This window comes from Nitrospira sp. NS4 (assembly GCF_049546785.1).
GTDB lineage: Bacteria > Nitrospirota > Nitrospiria > Nitrospirales > Nitrospiraceae > Nitrospira_D.
Genome location: NZ_JBMWAN010000002.1, coordinates 634,717 through 653,011, shown reverse-complemented (window position 1 = coordinate 653,011; position 18,295 = coordinate 634,717). Strand labels below are relative to the sequence as shown.

The 18,295-nt window shown below is 60.9% G+C and carries 16 protein-coding genes; 5 read left to right on the top strand and 11 right to left on the bottom strand.

Features of this window, described 5'->3' with window-relative positions:
* Positions 1 to 46: 46 nt before the first annotated feature.
* The 4 genes from ACO9S2_RS07715 to hisS all read right to left on the bottom strand — a co-directional run bounded on the left by ACO9S2_RS07715 (position 47) and on the right by hisS (position 2,361).
* Complete coding sequence (locus ACO9S2_RS07715; RefSeq protein WP_423721380.1) at positions 47 to 286, bottom strand: hypothetical protein; 240 nt, start codon at positions 284 to 286, stop codon at positions 47 to 49.
* Positions 287 to 304: 18 nt separating this feature from the next.
* A complete protein-coding gene (locus ACO9S2_RS07710; RefSeq protein WP_423721379.1) occupies positions 305 to 646 on the bottom strand; it encodes a hypothetical protein in 342 nt (113 codons plus the stop codon).
* Positions 647 to 668: 22 nt separating this feature from the next.
* On the bottom strand, positions 669 to 989 hold the full coding sequence (locus ACO9S2_RS07705) for a DsrE family protein (protein ID WP_423721378.1): 321 nt from the start codon (positions 987 to 989) through the stop codon (positions 669 to 671).
* A gap of 106 nt (positions 990 to 1,095) precedes the next feature.
* Positions 1,096 to 2,361 (bottom strand): histidine--tRNA ligase, encoded by a 1,266-nt coding sequence (gene hisS, locus ACO9S2_RS07700; protein ID WP_423721377.1) that lies wholly within the window; start codon positions 2,359 to 2,361, stop codon positions 1,096 to 1,098.
* 193 nt (positions 2,362 to 2,554) lie between these two features.
* On the opposite strand from hisS, the gene ACO9S2_RS07695 reads away from it, so the two are divergent.
* From ACO9S2_RS07695 to ACO9S2_RS07685, 3 genes are all read left to right on the top strand, one after another.
* Entirely contained in the window at positions 2,555 to 4,042 is a 1,488-nt protein-coding gene (locus ACO9S2_RS07695; RefSeq protein ID WP_423721376.1) for an FAD-dependent thymidylate synthase, read from the top strand.
* Between the two features lie 18 nt (positions 4,043 to 4,060).
* Positions 4,061 to 5,098: a tetratricopeptide repeat protein gene (locus ACO9S2_RS07690; protein ID WP_423721375.1), complete on the top strand. Its 1,038-nt coding sequence runs from the start codon at positions 4,061 to 4,063 to the stop codon at positions 5,096 to 5,098.
* A gap of 149 nt (positions 5,099 to 5,247) precedes the next feature.
* Positions 5,248 to 5,799: a hypothetical protein gene (locus tag ACO9S2_RS07685; protein ID WP_423721374.1), complete on the top strand. Its 552-nt coding sequence runs from the start codon at positions 5,248 to 5,250 to the stop codon at positions 5,797 to 5,799.
* A 69-nt stretch (positions 5,800 to 5,868) separates the two neighbouring features.
* Here ACO9S2_RS07685 and ACO9S2_RS07680 read toward each other — a convergent pair whose 3' ends face one another.
* The 7 genes from ACO9S2_RS07680 to ACO9S2_RS07650 form a co-directional block, all read right to left on the bottom strand.
* Positions 5,869 to 6,807, bottom strand: coding sequence for a carboxylesterase family protein (locus tag ACO9S2_RS07680; protein WP_423721372.1), 939 nt, complete (start codon positions 6,805 to 6,807; stop codon positions 5,869 to 5,871).
* A 185-nt stretch (positions 6,808 to 6,992) separates the two neighbouring features.
* On the bottom strand, positions 6,993 to 7,262 hold the full coding sequence (locus tag ACO9S2_RS07675; protein WP_423721371.1) for a hypothetical protein: 270 nt from the start codon (positions 7,260 to 7,262) through the stop codon (positions 6,993 to 6,995).
* Between the two features lie 135 nt (positions 7,263 to 7,397).
* Positions 7,398 to 7,748, bottom strand: coding sequence for a P-II family nitrogen regulator (locus ACO9S2_RS07670; RefSeq protein ID WP_423721370.1), 351 nt, complete (start codon positions 7,746 to 7,748; stop codon positions 7,398 to 7,400).
* A gap of 46 nt (positions 7,749 to 7,794) precedes the next feature.
* Positions 7,795 to 11,016 carry a DUF2309 domain-containing protein gene (locus ACO9S2_RS07665; RefSeq protein ID WP_423721368.1) on the bottom strand — a complete coding sequence of 1,074 codons (3,222 nt, stop codon included), beginning with the start codon at positions 11,014 to 11,016 and terminating at the stop codon, positions 7,795 to 7,797.
* Positions 11,004 to 12,335 carry a proton-conducting transporter membrane subunit gene (locus ACO9S2_RS07660; RefSeq protein WP_423721367.1) on the bottom strand — a complete coding sequence of 444 codons (1,332 nt, stop codon included), beginning with the start codon at positions 12,333 to 12,335 and terminating at the stop codon, positions 11,004 to 11,006. The genes ACO9S2_RS07665 and ACO9S2_RS07660 overlap by 13 nt, the downstream gene beginning before the upstream one ends.
* On the bottom strand, positions 12,332 to 14,044 hold the full coding sequence (locus ACO9S2_RS07655) for an NADH-quinone oxidoreductase subunit L (protein ID WP_423721366.1): 1,713 nt from the start codon (positions 14,042 to 14,044) through the stop codon (positions 12,332 to 12,334). Before ACO9S2_RS07655 ends, ACO9S2_RS07660 begins: the two co-directional genes overlap by 4 nt.
* Positions 14,045 to 14,262: 218 nt before the next feature.
* Complete coding sequence (locus tag ACO9S2_RS07650) at positions 14,263 to 15,951, bottom strand: NADH-quinone oxidoreductase subunit L (RefSeq protein WP_423721365.1); 1,689 nt, start codon at positions 15,949 to 15,951, stop codon at positions 14,263 to 14,265.
* A gap of 380 nt (positions 15,952 to 16,331) precedes the next feature.
* Here ACO9S2_RS07650 and ACO9S2_RS07645 point away from each other — a divergent pair, with 380 nt between their 5' ends.
* Both ACO9S2_RS07645 and ACO9S2_RS07640 read left to right on the top strand, forming a co-directional pair.
* On the top strand, positions 16,332 to 16,703 hold the full coding sequence (locus ACO9S2_RS07645) for a DUF2294 domain-containing protein (protein WP_423721364.1): 372 nt from the start codon (positions 16,332 to 16,334) through the stop codon (positions 16,701 to 16,703).
* Positions 16,703 to 18,178 (top strand): protein adenylyltransferase SelO, encoded by a 1,476-nt coding sequence (locus ACO9S2_RS07640; protein WP_423721363.1) that lies wholly within the window; start codon positions 16,703 to 16,705, stop codon positions 18,176 to 18,178. Before ACO9S2_RS07645 ends, ACO9S2_RS07640 begins: the two co-directional genes overlap by 1 nt.
* Positions 18,179 to 18,295 lie beyond the last annotated feature (117 nt).

Below are 18,295 nucleotides of genomic sequence, written 5' to 3'. Positions count from 1 at the left end.
CCGACTGCTCCGACTATCTTTCTCTCTTAAGCAAGCTATTAAGAAGTCAGAGCACAATAACCTTGGGGCAACTAAAGGCAAGTTCCAATAGATCATCCGCCGTCAGAGGCTGCCCGGAAAACTGGCTGGTTGCCTGATTTTCACAAAGAACTTCGGCAAAATTCGTTGAAGCAGGAGACAAGGCTTTCTCAATCCCGATCACCGGGGAAGCAACATCGCCCGGCACCAGCAAGCTCTGTTCAACCTGCTGAAGGGGACTCCTGACTAAATAAAGACTCGACGTCATATCACAATTCCTGACAGGTTAAAAAACCAGCGTCCGATCGACAGATTCGAGAAATGTCCTGATCGCATCAGGAGTCTCATATGTCGCGGCAAACTGGGATTGGACCAGAGACCGGTCTGTATCATGCTGAATAATAAATGGAATTTCGAGATGCTCAATTGAGGGAAGGTATTTTTCCAGAATATCGGCATCGACCACATCATCAAGGTCTTCTGATAAGAGTCGTACGGCATCATTGAGCAATACGACGGTCGTCTTATGCGTCCCGGCCACAAGACCAAGGGCAATCCGCAAGGCTTCCACCGGGCGGTGAGTCTTGCGGGGATCTTCTCGAATCACGACGGCGACTTTTTTTGCCATGATGCCAACTTCCGCGAGAGCGTTACGTGAAGGCTAAGAACTGGTCGCAAGCCTCAATGAGTCCTGAGAGCACCACCAGACCGCAGAGAGAGATCTTGTCGGATATCCCCTCTGTAGGGACCTGGTGTTGCTGGCATCCATAGGCGCAGGCAAAGAGTTTCACTCCGCCGGCTGCAAGCTCTTCATAACGGGCATCACGGATGTTCTTTACTCCCTCATCAATGAGGTACAAGTAGACCTCATCCCTTTGACGGAGTGCGGCTTGAGACAGTTGAAAAACGGTATCGACACTCTTGTGTGTCGGCGGGACAGAAAGAAGCAATCCAAGCTTCCGATTGCTCATAGGAAATCCACAGATATTTACATTAATTAATCAAACACTTATAAAATTACACACAGGTGTGAGACTACGAACTTTTAGGAGGAAAGTCAACCCTGAAAATGGGGGATCAAGAAGGAGAAATCAACGGCTTGATTGACGCAACAACGGCTGAAAGAGGGACATCGGATTGCCCCTTCGTTTCCATATTGCGCAGGAGCGCCAGGCCCTTAGTCACTTCGTCATCGCCGATCATGAGGGTATAGCGGCACTTCAGGCGATCAGCCTGACGAAGGTGAGCCTTGAGGGTGCCGGACCGGAAATCGACCACCGCGCGGATGCCAGATCGGCGGAGATCTTGAAGAACGGAGAAACCCACTGAAGCTCCCTGATCCCCAAATGCCGCCACATAGACCGTCCTATCCCCGGCAGGGGGAGGAGCCTGACTCTCCGGCAGCATCATGGAGACCCGTTCGATTCCAACGGCGAATCCAACGGCCGGAGTCGGAGGTCCCCCGAGAGTCTCAACCAGCCCGTCGTATCGTCCGCCGGCGCCGACTGCGTTCTGCGCGCCGAGGCTCGTCGTGGTCACCTCAAACGTCGTCAGACAGTAGTAGTCCAACCCGCGAACCAACCGGTGATTGAGATGGTAGGGAATGTCCAGGCTATCAAGCCCTTTTAGAACCGCGTCAAAATAGGTGCGGGCTTTGTCCGACATCGACTCGGCCAGTTTCGGCGCCGCTTCCGTGGCTGCTCTGCAATCCGGTACCTTGCAATCCAACACCCGCAGGGGATTCGTCTCGATCCGCCGCTGGCAGTTGGCGCAGAGCTTCGAAAGCTGCTGCTGGAGGTACGAAACCAGAACCGGTTTATAGGTCTCGCGGTCGCTGGTGTATCCCAGATTGTTGATTTCCAGGGTCAAGGCCGGAAGCGTGAGGTCCGAGAGGAGCTGCCAGAGCAGCGCGATGGCCTCGACATCGGCGCGCGGGTCGGCCATCCCGAACGACTCCACGCCGAATTGGTGGAACTGCCGCAGCCGGCCTGCTTGCGGCCGCTCATGGCGGAACATGGGCCCGAAGTAAAAATATTTCTGCGGCAGGGGATCCGCCGCGCGGTTGTGTTCGATATAGGCCCGGACCGTGCCGGCCGTGCCTTCAGGACGGAGCGTCAGCGACGTCCCGTCCCGGTCCTGAAACGTGTACATTTCTTTTTCGACGATGTCCGTCGAGGCGCCGATGCTGCGGGCGAACAATGTCGTCACTTCGAAAATCGGGACGCGGATTTCCTGAAACCCGAAGGTCGTAGCCCAATGCCGGGCCTTGTCCTCGATGAAACGCCAGCGCGGCGCTTCCTCGGGAAGCAGATCTTTGACGCCCTTGATGCCTTTGATCATCATGTGCTCCGCACAAGGCCAGAGGTTTCGAGGCGAGATCTCCTCTCGCCTGGCGCCTCTGGCCCCTCGCCAATGGGGACGGACTATAGCGGCGCATTCCGCGGCAAGTCAACGGATCGGACCTTGCGCCTCGCCGGCACGGGGGGTATAGTTCGGCCCTCGCGGATGTCGTCACCGAACCGGGGTCTGTCGTTCCATGAATCAGGATCAATCCAGCCGTCGCGTCATCGCCCTGGCCCCCATGCCGCCGGAGAAGTCCGCCTACGCCCTGGCGCGTTACAGCCGGTCCCCCGATTCGATCGAAAGCAGCATCAAGTGGGTCCACGGCCACTCGTCGGAAAAATTCTGGGACCAGTTCTATTTCGACTACGGCCACGCGTCGATCGCCGACCTCGGCCATGTCATCATCTGCTTTGAAGGCATCTCCGAACTGGCGGCCATTCGCCTCGAAGACGAGCCCCTCTGGGACGGGCAGGCCAAATCCAGCCGCTACCAGAACTTCGCCTCCGGCTCATGGTACATCCCGGATTCCCTGCGCGGATCGGAAACGGAAGGCACCTATGAAGGCATTCTGCGCAGCCTGTCCGAAGTCTATAAGCTTTTGCACCAGCCGCTGACCCAGTTTCTCACCGAACGGGAGCCCCGCCCCGAGTCGATGAAGCCGGCCGACTATCAACGGACGATCGCCGCCCGCGCCTTTGACGTCACGCGCTATCTGCTGCCGCTCGCCGCCCGGACGAACGTCGGGCAGGTCGTGAGCATCCGCACGCTGGAGAAGCAGATCACCAGACTCTTGTCCTCGCAGATGCCCGAGCTGCGGCTCATCGGGGACGATCTGAAAGAGGCCTGCCAGCGCCAGCCGGTGAATCTCTGGGGCGAACTCAGCGGCCAGGGGGCCGGGCTCAGCGAACCGCTGGCGCCGACGCTGGCGCGCCACGCCAGGCCGAACGACTATCAAGCGACGGTCTATACAGATCTGGCGCGGTACGCCAAAGAAGCATTGAAGGGCACAGGGCTGGATCAACCGGCGAACTGGGGCGAGCAAGAGCCGGTCGATCTGATCGAACCGCACGATCCCATGGACGAGATCGTCACGACGCTGCTGTACCGCGTCTCCCATGCGCCCTACCGCAGCATCCTCGCCGTCGTGCGGAACTGGTCGCAGAAGCAAAAGCAGGACACCATCGACGTCGCCATGAGCAAGCGCGGCCCCTACGACGAACTCATCAAGGAGTTCCGCAGCGGCTACGCCTTCACCTTCGACATCCTGATGGATATCGGCGGCTGGCGCGACATGCACCGGCACCGGCGCTGCCAGCAGATCCAGCAGAACTTTACGACGATCCACGGGTATGATGTCCCGCCGCCGCTTGTGCAGGCGGGATTGGATCAGGAATATCGGCAGGCGATGAACGCCGTCCGCAGCGACATCGAGCAGTTGAAGAAAACCAGCGCCGAAGGCTCGCTCTACGCGACCCCTTTCGGGTTCAAGGTCCGCTGCCTGTTCAAGATGGACTATGCCGAAGCTGAATACATCGCCAAGCTGCGTTCCGGCGTCAAAGGCCATTGGTCCTATCGCACCATCGCCTGGCTCATGAAACACAAGCTGGCGGCGCGCTATCCTGCGCTGGGTGACCGCATCCAAGCCACGTCGCCCGACATCGAAGACACCCTCACCAGATAACAACGCACACACTCATCTATGTCTGACCACCAAGCACAATGTGAAGCGGCCCTCATCGACGGACAGTGGGATCTGGCCGAATCAGAAGCCCGGGCCTGGGCCCGCCACCTCCCGGCTGGGGTCGAAAAAGATCCCCGGCCGCATTTCGTGCTCAACGTCGTGCACCTCGTTCGCGGCCAGTTCGCCGACGCCTGGCAGACCCATTCACGCTGTCTGCAAGAAGCCGACGACATCGCGGAAGTGCGGACATGGGTGGAAGGGTTCGTCGGGCAGAAGCAGGACAAAGCCAACGCCCATCTGGTCATGGGGCTGTTCCTCGCCCAGTCCGGCGAGTCGGAACAATCGATGAAGTCATACAAAGAGGCCGCGCGACTCGCTCCCGAGTCGGCCTATCCGCATTACTTCCTCGCCCAGATCCACGAACGGGCGAACCATCTGGAAATGGCGATCAAAGAATATCGCGAAGCCGTCCGCCTCGCGCCCGGCTATGCGCCGGCCCGCACGAATCTCGGCGTCGCCTATCAGGAGCAGGGCCGTCTCGAAATGGCCATCCCGCAATACCGCGAAGTCATCAAGCTCAACCCCGAGGACCACGTCGCCCACGCCAACCTCGCCTGCGCCCTGGCCGAACAGGGGAAGATGGAGCCGGCCGTGCAGTCCTACAAAACGGCTTTGAAGCTCAATCCGAAAGACGCCGAAGTCCACTTCGCGCTGGGCGGGTTGTACGAAACACGGGGGCGGCTCGATCTGGCCGACCGGTCCTATCGCGACGCGCTGGAGGCCAATCCCGACTTCGGTCCGGCACACTCAGCCCTGGGCTGGCTGGCCCTCAGAAAACAACGCTTCCAGGACGCGCAGGAAATGTTCAGCCGCGCCCTGAAGTGCAACGAAGAAGATCCCCGCGCCTACCACGGCATCGCCGAACTCTACGCCATCCGCGGCAAACGCCAGAGCGCGATGGAAAACTACTCCAAGGCGGTGAAGTACTACCGCGACCCCGAAATGCGCAACGCGCTCATGAATCAGCTCTTCCAAGAAGGCCAAGTGCCGGATTAGGGCCCGCGCTCTCTTCGTTCCTCGCTCGCTGAGCGCGCACGCAGGAACCATCGGATTTCTACATCATGGTCGGTGCTCGCTCAATGCGCGCGGTCGAACGAAAAGATCGCGGACCCTCTTGATGTGGGGGAGCTAGGAGGGAACGCGCAATGGAATTTCGACTTACCTACCGTGGCCCTCTCAAAGGGAACAATGCTAAGGCTAAAGACAAACAGCCGCTCCGTCGTTCTTTCCACCTGCAACTGAAACAGCTCTGGAGCCAAGAGCCGCTGAAATCGAGAGAAGACCTCTTAGCCAAACAAGACGTGATGGCGTCGTCAGTAATTTTCGAACATGCTGGCTTCAAGTTTGCGCCATTGATTTCTAAGCGACTATTTCTTCATGCCGAGTTGGAAGTATTGCTCCTGCGCCAAGAGCAAAAGGGTGTCATTCTCACGGGCGGAGGTGACATTGATAATCGGCTAAAAACACTATTGGACAGCCTTCGAATGCCGCACAATTCACAGGAATTGCCCAAGGGCGACAAGCCTACGGAATATGAAAACCCGTTCTTCTGTTTGCTTGAAGACGACTCCCTGGTTACTTCAGTATCCGTATCTGCCGATCAGTTGTTAGAGCCAATTGATCCAGGTCATGTATTGGCCATTATTAAAGTTAAGACGGTTAAAACGCGTGATACTTGGCAAAATTCTGGATTGTAAAATATCGGCTTGCCATGCTTTTAAGTTGTCGAAACGGAAACGAAGTTGGGCGCCTGTTTCAGCAGCCGACTAGGGCAGCCCCAGCGAGCGCATGAACGCTTCGACGGTCGTGGTGTAGTCGCTGGGGAGACCCAGCTCTTTGTTGAGCTCACCGTGTTTCATGTCCACCGGCAGCACCACGACTCGTCCGCCTAATTTGACGGCCTTAGCGGAAAACGCGCTCGCTTGCGGGCAGGCGTCGCTACGCTTCGTCGAGCAGACGGCTAACATCGGCGCCGGCGCTGTCGTCAGCCGGTGGTAGGGCGACGTGTCAGTCCAGAACGCAGGGTTCTTGCCGAAGACACGATCGTAAAACCCGTGGTGCTTGCCCTGCATGATCTCGACGACGTCGAAAGCGGCGCTGTCGAGCGAAATCGTGCCCAGCCACGGTGCGCCACCCTGGCTGGTGACGATGCGGGGGTCTGCCGTCACCAGGGAGACCAGATGCGCACCGGCCGAATGCCCCAGCAACAGCACCTTGCCTGGGTCGCCTCCCCACGACGAAGCTTTGGCTTGGACGAAGGCCAGGGCGCGGGCGAGGTCGTCGGCCTGTTCGAGCGGGTTGGGATGCTTCGACATGCAGTAGTTCGTCGAGACGAGGAGATAGCCCTTGGGCAGCCAGTGAGCGACTTTGTTGGAGACGAAGGGTGAAGTTGCCTTGTCGCCCAGCATCCAGGCGCCGCCGTGGACCATGAACAGGATCGGCGCAGCCTTGGCCTGGGCAGGGATATACGCATCCAGACGCTGCTGAGGATCGGTGCCATAGGAGAGGTCATGCTCAAACCTTGCGCCAGCTGGCAGCGGCACAGGGGACGAGGATGACTCGCCCATTTCCATTTCTGCGGCATCGTCTGACGCTGTCGCCGCGTGCCGCTCCTTGATCCGCTCCCGAAGCGGATCGCCACAGGCCGAGGTGACAAGTCCCAGCAACCCCAAGAGCAGTACCGCCGAAAGCAGAGTCTGTTTCATCAGTATCCCTCGGTTCACTTGTGGTCACAGTGTCAGCAGACCCATCATACCGTTGCGGGCTGAGGGGGCCACACAATTTCGCAACTGCAACCGGCAGGAAGTTCGTGCTACGACGAGAGCAAGGGAAGTATAGAAGGTGAGGATTTTACGAGATACGGGTCACGAACGACGAGCGACGCGTTCTTCTATAGATCGCGGATAGCGCCCTGCAGAACCGTAATCTGGGTCACCGGATCGCCGGAGGACTTCAGCTCGGTGCGGATCTGGTCTTTGAGATAGGAGGAATAGCCGACGCGGTCTACGAGGAGATCCAGGAAGCGTTCGGGCGTCAGCAGGCTCTGGTTTTTCAGCTCTTCGATCGTGTCGTCGCTCACCGGAATATAGGTGCTTCCGATGTGAAACACGACGTTGTAGTAGCGGTCCCGCCCGATCCGTTCAAACCGTAAGCCCTTCATGGCGTGCTCCCTTTCCCTGCAAGAGGGGCCCATTCTAGACAAGTCTTGGCGTGGAAGACAAGAGCAGGGCCCTCCAGCCGGGCCCTTCACCACCAGCCGGTTTCCGGACCCGGATCTGGCCTGGTCGGCAGTCGGTCAGGCCCCGCCGCTCTTCTTCGTGGTCTTGCCGAAATACTCCTGCCGGCTGACCGAGACGTCGGTCACGAACATCACCCCGGAATGGCGGTCGAAGAGCGGCCGCAGGCCGGCGAGGATCGGCTCGACCTTGTCCTCCGGCACGACGGTCATGATCATCTCGAGACTTTCCTGCTCGCTGAACATGAAGTGGGCTTCGCGGATCCCGTGGTGTCCCTTCCCGGACAGATTGCCGATGATCGTATAGCCGGTCGCTTTGACGCGGTCCAGCAACTCGGTCACGAATGCCCGGTGCTCCCCCGCGACGACCACGCGAATTTCCTTCATCGGATGCAATGTCAACGCGCCCATCTACGCACTCCTTTCCTGGCTATGCCCGTCTGTGACGTGTCCTTGTTCATGGAGCTTTGTCGAGGGGGATCCACTCGCCTGTGGGGCGATACCGATACCACACCTGGTCATCGGGGTCGAGGGCGACAAGATGCACCCACTCGTTATGATAATAGTGCCGCAACACTTCGTGCCGCTCGATCAGCTTGTCGATGCGCCCGCGCGGCGCCTCTACGATGGTCAGGAGCCGCATCGGTTCGTGGTACGGGACGTCGCCGTTCATCACGGTCTGTCTCGCCAGCCCCAACCGGAGGTCGCTCCAGGGCCCCGACATAATCCCGATCCGCCCGACGACGTTATGATAGATCTTGCTTCCGCTGCCGTACACGTCGTTGTCGACCGCGGAGAAATAATGTTCCATATTGATCCACTGGGCCACGACCTGCGGGCCGGTCAACAGCACTTCAAGGAGGCGGCTGCTCGGATCCTGGCGCGCGTCGTAGGATTGCAGGAACACCCGCCCTTCGAGATTGAGCCCCCTGGTCAGTTCCCGTCGCCCGATCACAAACGCGGTGTTGCCGGAGAGGCCCCACTCCGGCCGGACCTGGCTCCAGTCCACACTCCGTTGCCGCACGTGTGATCGCGCCTGACCCTCGTCGAGCGACTCCTGGATGTCGGGGAAGCGTGTGCACCGTTCCAGGCTCGTCAGGGCGGAGGCCTCCTTGAGATCCTCCTGCAACCGCCCCAGGTCCGCGCGATGCGTCGGGGGTACGTCCTCCAGATCGAAGAGTTGGACGTCGTCCGTCGTCGTATCCATCTGGCCGGCCAGAAAATGCGTATCGGGCGGAATCACCAGGTTGTTCTTGGCCAGGCGTTCCCGCACCAGCGGATTGTTCGCCATCATCGCCAGGACTCGGGCATTCGGTTTTCCCTCGTTGCCGCCGCAGGCGCCGCAGTCCAGGGCCGACTCATAGGGATTGTTCTCCGACGTGCTGCCGTGCGCGCAGAACAACACGAGCCGGGCGAAGTTTTTCGTCAGCCCCATCATCCGCAGCGCGGTGTCGACCGTGAGCGTCTGTTCTTCGACGGTGAACCCCATGCGGGTGATCCGCTCCTTCTGCCGGGACGCCGATCGCGCGGTGAGGTCGTATTGCCGGCGGAGGATCTCGACGAGTGTACGCAACAGATCCGGCGAAAGATCGGCGGGTTTCGCGGCGTCCACGAGTGATGATTCCAGCTCTCCTTGCCCGCCCAACGCCTGTTGGCGCAAGGCTTCCACGAGAGCCGGAGTGATGCGCGAGCTGCGCAATCCCGCACGTTCATGCAACACTTTTCTGATGATGGCGTGGTGCTCGGCCGCCAGCATCTCCGCCGTTTCGGCCGGGGCCATCTTGTCCACCGTGAGCGTCGTGGCGATGGCCGGCACAAACAGGCGCCGCAACCACGACGTCCAGCGTTGATAGAGCGACGGCCAGAGGGTCTTGCCGAAGATCGGAAGGCCGTAGAACCAGCCCAGCGATTCCACCATGACATAGGGCGTCACGACGTTTTCTTTCAAATCGTGCAGCAGCGTATGGCCGGCATGGACCCACTTGGTGCGGGCCTCGTGTTTCGAGACCTTGTGATCGAGATAACTCCGGGGAATCTCCCGCACCTCGTTCTTGGCGCGCATGATCACGGGGAACTGTTCAGTGTCGTGTTCCTTCCCCCAGGCCCGATAGCGAATGAAGGCGGCGAAGAATCCGGCGAAGCCGTAGGTTTCGTGCGGACCGGTGGACTCCAGGTGCCGGCGGAACGGCTCGGAGCGCACATCGATGCAATAGACCGATTGCGAATAAGGCCGGTTCGTGCCCGGCTGGTCCGCCGGTACGGTTCGCTGCTGCGCCGGCGTCTGCAACTGGGCGAGCAGGCGCTGCTGGTAGGCGGCTTCAAGCGCCTTGAGCCAGACCGGTCCATGGTCTGATTCGGGAAAGGACTCCATCCAATCGAAGAGCTGTTTGAGCGTGGCGTGCGGGGTCCCGGCCAGGACCGCCGGATCCAGCTCCAGGGAGCGAGCCAACGCGATCAACCGCTTGGCGGCGCCGCGGCGGGCGGCAATTTCCTGCCGCGGGACCACGTCCGTCCGGTAGCGCTCGATCACGCGTCCCCAGCCGTCTCCCTTGTGATGCCGGAGCCGGTCCACTTCCTCGGCATACAGGGCCGGCAACCGCCCGGCGACCCGCTGGCGTCGCAAGTAGTATTCGTCGGGATGCTCGCGCATATAGGCGACGATGGTATCGTAGCGGCCCTCGATGCCGAGTTCTTCACGGCAGGTTTTCCGGACCAACTCGCTGGCATACCAGAGGCGGATGGCGAGAAATTTGACGAGTCCGACCGGGTAGGCCTTCTGCCAGGGATAGTCCCGTTCTTCTGCGCGCCACTTGATGAAGCCGGCCCAGCCAGGCAGCGCCGTCAATTGCAGCGACAAATAATCCTGGCGCAGGTGTGAGGGAATGGCGAGCGCGTCCAGACTCTGCAGCAGGGCGTCTTCGGGATAGTCGGGGAGCTGCGAAATTTTTCTGCGGCTGTCCGCGATCCCGCAGGGCGACCATTCCTGAGCGGCCAGGTCTCTCCAGGCGTTGTACAGCCCTTTCTCCCGCTCCGGCATGGACCAGGTCGCATGGCCTTCGTCCAGGAAGGCCTCGCACCATTTGATCATTTGGTCGTTGATCTGCCGCACGATCTGTGTCCCGAAGGTGTCGTCGCACCAATGCGAGAGGGTGAGCCACCGGCCCAGCGCCGACTGGTCGCTTTCCACGATGAGGTGAATCCGTTTGCGGAGATCGGGGAACGCCCACTCGACAGACAGGCTCGCCGCGACCGCGTCGATCACCTCTTTCGCGGGATCGTGCAGTTGATCATCGAGCGGCTCTGCCACCGGCGCGCAGAGTCCTTCCGTGAGACAGGCCCGCAGGACCTCGCCGTGCGTGATCCGGCGCAAGCCGATCGTGACAGACTGATCCAGGACGAGTGGCTTCAAGGCGGCGTCGAGATGGGCCACCTGCATCCGGCCCGCCTTCAGATATTCGCGATAGAGCGCGCCGGGGAGATAACTATGCCCTCCCATGAATTGCTTGCCGCGCCGGGCGGTCTCTTCGAAGGGGAGATACTCAAGGCTATGGAGCGGATTGTGGTGGACGAAGGTCCGCATCGGCCAGTACTGCGCAATCACTTCGCCGGCGAGCTGGACGACGCCGCGCAGCTCCATCCGCCGGGATTCGATGTCGATCGACGGCTTTATCTGTTCCATGCGAGCGATCCTGAGGTGGCGCCGGCCGGTTGGGAGTTGGCACCGGTCGGTGCCGGAGTCCGGTCCGGCCCGAAGAGGCTGACCGGGACCACGCCCAGCGCGAGCAGAGTCAAGACGACAATCACCAGCGACGCCAGCTCGGTCTGGAGGAGATCGGCATAGCGCAAGTCGGAGCGGCGGGTTCCGAACAGGAGTCTCTGCACCAGGTCCAGGATGTACCAGGACGACGAGAGCCAGGCAGAGACCAGCACGATGATGCCGGCTGAAAAGGCGGCGGTGGACGACAGCAGCAAACCCATGAATCCCGCGAAGACGCCGAACGGCGGGAGCCCCATGGCCGCGAGCGCCAGCAGCGACAGCAGCACGGCGTATTGCGGCATGGTGGAGGCCAGTCCGCTGATGGCCTGCGGGTCCACGTCGTCTCCGTAGCGGGTGCGGATGATCTGCCAGGCCAGCAGGAGTCCGCACATCACCAGTCCCACGGCGCCCACGAAGAGCGCGGCGCGCGGCGTCGCGGAGCGTGTGGTGACCACGCACCACCAGAGCATCGAAAAGAACGAGAGACTGCTGTAGGCGAGCAGGAGCCGCACACGCGATTGCGCCAGCGCCTTGACCGCGCCGTAGACGGTACCGGCCAGGGCGAGGAAACTCATCATCCCGGCCACGGTATCCGGCAACGTTGCCGCGAGAGGGGCCAGACTATGCAGCCCGAGCGCCGGAAACAGCAGGACCATGAACGACGGAAGGTTTCCGGGCAATCGGGTGAGCGCGGTGAGATGGCCGTCGTGGAACGGCACGACGGGCAAGAGAATGGTGCAGGCCAGCAACGCCGCCATAGAAGACAGCGGCGGGGCGGCCACCAGCGTGAGCAGCAGGCAGAGCGCGCCGAGCGTATAGGCGCCCAGGCCCCACCAGGAGATGGGCCAGAGCGGCGTGTGATGTCGATAGAGCAGCACGATGACGAAACCATGGATCGCCAGCAGAAACAGTTTGCCGATGACCGGCTGGCTCGCGAGCGCGCCGAGTCCCAGGCTGAGAAACAGCAGGGTCATGACCCAGGATGCGCGATGGTCCTGGTGATGCGGTTGACCCAGGAGAGACACTCCGGCGGCCAGCGGAAGCAGAAAGAGCAGGAGGAGACCTTCTGGCGGAGTTGTCAGAAAGCCGGCGAATCCCGCGACGGAAGCCAGACTGACCGCGGAGACACCGACCGACCAGGCCATGAGCCGGTGCGGGTGTGCCCAGAAGGCCGGGCTCAACGCGGCACCCAGCAGGGGAATGCCCGCGAGGAGCCAGGGGATGAGGGTCGCGTCGATCATCGGGACCATCCGCGTTCACGCTTGTCGAAACGGTGGAGGATGCGCATGACCGTCCGTCCGAGCTGTTGGTAGAGTTCGTCGGCGTACAACCGGTTCATGAACAGGACATACGACCCGTTTCGTCCGCCTTCGACCCAGCGTGAGACCCGCCCCGGTATCCGGATCGTCCGGCCATGGGCGCGCATATAGAGATAGCACCAGCTGAGGACGGTCATGACCGTGGCCATGAGAACCAGGCCCTCAAAGAGCCATTTGGGCAGATGTGCGGCTTGAAAGTACGACGCGACCTCAGCCGGATCGGGATAGAGGAAGGCGGTAAACGACTCGACGGCGAACAAATAGACGAAGACCACGAAGAGCAGCGTCACGAGCATCGCAGACGACACCTTCCAGGAGGCAATCGCGCGTAGCCGGGTGAGCGTCAGAATGGCTTGTGACGAAGTCAGCCAGATGAAGAAGAGAAAGATGACCGTTCCCTGCGATTCGAGCAGCGGGATGCGCAGGATCCCGTGGGTGACCAGCAGGATGGCCAGGGGAATCGCGAGCGTGGTCACGAATCCGGTCGACCAGGTGAGCGGGGAGAAGTGTTCCTCCTCTTCCTGGGGGTCCGCATGGGGGACATGCGGTTCCTGTCGGGCTTTATGAATCACGTTGCCGCAATTCAAGAAGACGGTGGCTTTGAAGAGGCCGTGGGCGATCAGATGAAACACGGCCAGCGAAAACGCCCCGAGCCCGCACTCCATGATCATGTAGCCCATTTGACCGATCGTGGAAAAGCCGAGCGTTTTCTTGATGTCGTTCTGCGCCAGCATCATCGTGGCGCCCAGCACGGCGGTCAACGTACCCACCACGAAGGCGACGTGCAGGGTCGTCGAACTCAGCCCGAACAGGGGAGCCAGGCGGTTGATCAGGAAGCCGCCCGCATTGATGATGCCGGCGTGGAGCAAGGCATGCACGGGCGTCGGCGCATAGAGCGACCGGGGCAGCCAGAAGTGGAGCGGAACCTGCGCGGACTTGCTCATCCCGCCGATGAACAGGAGCAGCGTCACCGCCGTCGGGCCGCTGATCTCCCATCCCGGCAGGGGCGAGAGTGTCACGGGGGTTTCGGCCGCTCTGGTGAAGAGTTCCCGGAACTCCAGCGTGCCGTAGAGGGTATGGGCCAGGACGACTCCCGCGAGAAATGCGACATCCCCGACCCGCAGGACCGTAAACGTTCTGAACGCGCCGTGCAGCGTCGCGGCATGGCCGTGATTGTGCGCCAGGAGGTACAGGAGATAGCTCAGGAGCTGCCAGAAGAGAAACAGCATCATGAGATTCGCGCTGGAGACCATGCAGAGCAGGACGAACGTCCCGATGCCGATGAGGGACAGATATCGCGGTTCGTGGGGATCCTGGTACATATACCCGACGGAATAGGCGTAGATGACCGTGCCGACGCCGGAAATCAACACCATCATGACGGCGCTGAGCCGGTCGATATAGAAGCCGATCGGAAACGTGAGCGACACCATCGAGGCGGGGTCGTAGAAGCGGATGCTGATCGGTCCCTGCGTGGCTACAATATAGAGGGTGGCGATGGCGCCGCAGAACGCCGCCCCGATCGGGAAGGCGGCGAGCTGTGTGCGGGCGCGGCGGGACTCATCGTTGCCCACTGCGACCATGAAGGCCGTCAGGAGCGGGAGGAGCGGGACAAGCAACGCAAACGACACAAACACCTCATCACCCCGGGATGGTGTGAAACCGTCTCAAACCCCTCACGGACAGGGCATCCGTCGATCGACGACCGCAGCGGATGTTTTCGCAGGGTCCATCATTAGTACGTTGTCTAGACCAGCGTCAAGCACCGGGCCGGCCCGAAGGCTCCCGGCAGATCTGTCGCAGTTCGGAAGCGTTCGCTCCATCAATCACGCGTCGGGAATCGAGCCCGTCATCGCGCCGGTGGTTTATCGAGACGATGGGCCATACGCATGATGGCCCGGCCGATTCGATCATAGAGTTCATCCACATAGAGCCGGTTCATAAACAGCACATAGAACCGGATCCGCAGGCCCTCGATCCAGGGCGGCATCCAGACGGTCCGGCCATGGGCACGCAGATAGAGATAGCACCAGCTGAGGACGGTCATGACCGTGGCCAGCAGGATCATGAGGTCAAAGAGTCCGCTGGGAAGAGCGGCGGCCTTGAAATACGACGCGACCTCCTCCGGGTTCGGATACAAGAACGCGGTGAAGGACTCGACGGCGAAGAGATACATGAACACGACAAACAGGAGCGTAACCAGCATGGCGGCCGATACTTCCCAGGAAGGCACCGCTCGCAGGCGGGTGAGGGTCAGAATCGCTTGTGACGAGGTGATCCAAATAAAAAAGAGGAAGATCACGGTGCCCTGGGATTCCAGCAATGGAATGCGCAGGACCCCGTGGGTGACCAGCAGGATGGCCAGGGGAATCGCGAGCGTGGTCACGAATCCGGTCGACCAGGTGAGCGGGGAAAAAGTCTGTTCCTCTTCCTCTTGGCGGGCATGGGGGAGATGCGCTTCTTGTCGGGCCTTGTGAATCACATTGCCGCTGTTCAGGAAGACGGTGGCTTTGAAGAGACCGTGGGCGATCAAATGAAACACGGCCAGCGAAAACGCCCCGAGCCCGCACTCCATGATCATGTAGCCCATTTGACCGACCGTGGAGAAACCGAGCGTTTTCTTGATGTCGTTCTGCGCCAGCATCATCGTGGCGCCCAGCACGGCGGTCAACGTGCCCACCACGAAGGCGACGTGCAGGGTTGTCGAACTGAGCCCGAACAGCGGGGCCAACCGGTTGATCAGAAACCCCCCGGCATTGATGATCCCGGCATGGAGCAAGGCCGTCGCGGGCGTCGGGGCATAGAGATAGTGGGGAAGCCAGATATGGAACGGGAATTGCGCGGACTTGCTCATCCCGCCGATGAACAGGAGGAGCGTCACGGCCGTGACGCCGCTGATATCGAGTCCCGGCAGGAGAGAAATGACGGCCGTCGACTCGGCGGCCCTGGCAAACAGGGCCGGAAATTCCAACGTGCCGTAGAGGGCATGGGCCAGGACGATTCCCGCAAGGAACGCGATGTCTCCGACCCGCAACAGCGTGAACGTCTTGAAGGCGCCTTCCAGCGTGCCCGCATGGGTATGGTTATGGGCCAGGAGATACAGCAGATAACTCAGGAGTTGCCAGAAGAGAAACAGCATCATGAGGTTCGCACTGGAGACCATGCAGAGCAGCACGAACATCACCAGGCCGATGAGAGCCAGGTACCGGGGTTCGTGGGGATCCTGGTACATGTAGTCGATGGAATAGGCGTAGATGACCGTGCCGACACCGGAAATCAGCACCATCATCACGGCGCTGAGCCGGTCAATATAGAAGCCGATCGGAAACGTGAGCGACACCATCGAGGCGGGGTCGTAGAAGCGGATGCTGATCGGTCCCTGCGTGGCCACCATATAGAGGGTGGCGATGGCGCCGCAGAACGCCGCCCCGATCGGGAAGGCGGCGAGCTGTGTGCGGGCGCGGCGCGACTCATCGCTGCCTGCTGCGACCATGAGCGTCGTCAGGAGCGGGAGGAACGGAAGCAGGATGGCGTACACGGGCACCTCACGGTTTCAGAAAACACAAAAGCCAACAGTGCTACGCGACGACAGGTCCACGCACCACGGTTGGCTTGTACTGCAACCGGCCCGAAACGTGCCGGTCACCCTACCGCCTCTGTCTTTTTTCATCGTGATGGTTCCGACTATCCCGCGCGACCCCGGCGGACAGCACACACCCTCAGATGAATACCTGGATCTCCTTATCAAGGATCCGTCTCAGAGGAGTCAAGCCATCGGGTACATTGCCCTGAGCTTTCTAGGCCTTCGGGCCCACGCGTCATGCCTTTTGGCCCACCGGGCTGCAGATTTGCTCTTGTGACCCCCGCAGAGGCACCTCTATACTTGGGTTCTACGATCTGGCTGGGGAAGGCTGTGTGATGAACAAGGCACTGACCAAAGGCGAAATCGAATCGGCGATTCGTAACGCCATCATCAAGTTCGAGCAGGAATTCATGGGGCGTGGCCCGGAGGATGTGCGGGCCTATATCGTGCGGGATCTTGTCGTCGTGCGCCTGAAGGGCGTGCTGACGCCGGCCGAACGGCAACTCGCCAAGAGCGCCGAAGGTGTGGACATGGTCAAACGAATCCGGCAAACCCTCATCGCCCAGGGACGCGAGCGGCTCTTCGAGCAGGTGAACGGCATCACCGGAGCCAAGGCGCTGGCGCTCTTTACCGATATCAATGCCCAGATCGGCGAGAAAGTTCTTGTCTTTACAGTAGATCGGGACCTGGAAGGGCTTGGTCGGTAATGGCCGGCCGTGCATTGGAAGCGCTGTCGTTCGATAATTCCTACGCCCGTCTGCCCGAAGCCTTTCATGCGAAGCTGAACCCCACGCCCTTCTCAAGCTCCCCCTATCTCATCAGCTTCAATGCCGCGGCGGCGGAACTCATCGACCTCGATCCGGCGGAAGCGGCGCGGCCGGAATTCGCCGGCGTGTTCGGCGGGAGCCTGCTCGTGCCGGGGATGGAGCCGTTGGCGATGCTCTATGCCGGCCATCAATTCGGCGTCTATGTCCCGCAGCTCGGCGACGGGCGCGCGATTCTCCTCGGAGAAGTCAGAAACGCGCGGGGCGAGAAATGGGATCTGCAACTCAAAGGCGCCGGCCTCACCCCGTTTTCGAGAGACGGAGACGGCCGGGCGGTCCTGCGTTCCACCATCCGCGAATATCTCTGCAGCGAAGCCATGCACGGCCTCGGCATTCCGACGACGCGGGCGCTCTGCATCGTCGGCAGCGACCACCAGGTCTATCGCGAACAGGTGGAGACCGGCGCGATCGTGGTGCGCATGGCGCCCTCGCATGTCCGCTTCGGCTCGTTCGAGGTCTTCTACTATCGGAAGCAACATGAGCAGCTCAAAGTCCTGGCCGACTATGTGATCGCCCGCCACTATCCGCATCTCGCCGGGGCGCCGGACCCATACGCCCGCTTCTTCGACGAGGTCGTCGAGCGCACGGCGAAGTTGATCGCCCAATGGCAGGCCGTCGGCTGGGCCCATGGCGTGATGAATACCGACAACATGTCGATCCTCGGGATCACGCTCGACTACGGCCCATTCGGCTTCATCGACGACTACGATCCCGGGTTCATCTGCAACCACTCCGACCACAACGGCCGCTATGCCTTCAGTCAGCAGCCCTACATCGGTCTCTGGAATCTGAGCTGTCTTGCCCAGGCGTTGCTGCCATTGGCCGGGAAGGACGAGCTGAAAGCGGCGCTGGACCGCTACACGCCGGTCTGCGAAGGATGGTACATGGAGCTGATGCGGGCCAAGGTCGGGCTGCTCGATAGGCAGGAAGAGGATGCGGAGTTGATCCAGGATCTGCTGGGGCTCATGCACCAGCACCGCGTCGACTACACGATCTTCTTTCGCGCGCTCGGAGATTTTCGCTCGGCGCCCGGAGACCCGAACGACGGGTTGCGCGACTTCTTCCTTGATCGCGACGCTTTTGACCGTTGGGCCCGCCGCTATGCGGAGCGATTGCGCGCGGCAGGGAGCCGGGATGAGGAGCGGCGCGCGCGCATGAATCGCGTCAATCCGAAATACGTGCTGCGCAACTATCTGGCGCAGCAGGCCATCGAAAAGGCGCAACAGAAAGAGTTCTCGGAGATCGACCGGCTGCTGACCCTGCTCCGGAATCCGTTCGACGACCAGCCGGGGATGGAAGCCTACGCCGCCGCTCCGCCGAACTGGGGCAAGCACCTCTCCGTCAGTTGCTCGTCGTGACCGTCGCGTGCTTGCGCGCTCCTCGTTTCTTGAGTAAGTATAGACCCGCCCCAGTTACGAACCGGACGCACGGCCCATCCTGAGCCTGCGCGCTCAACCTGCATACAGGGACTGATT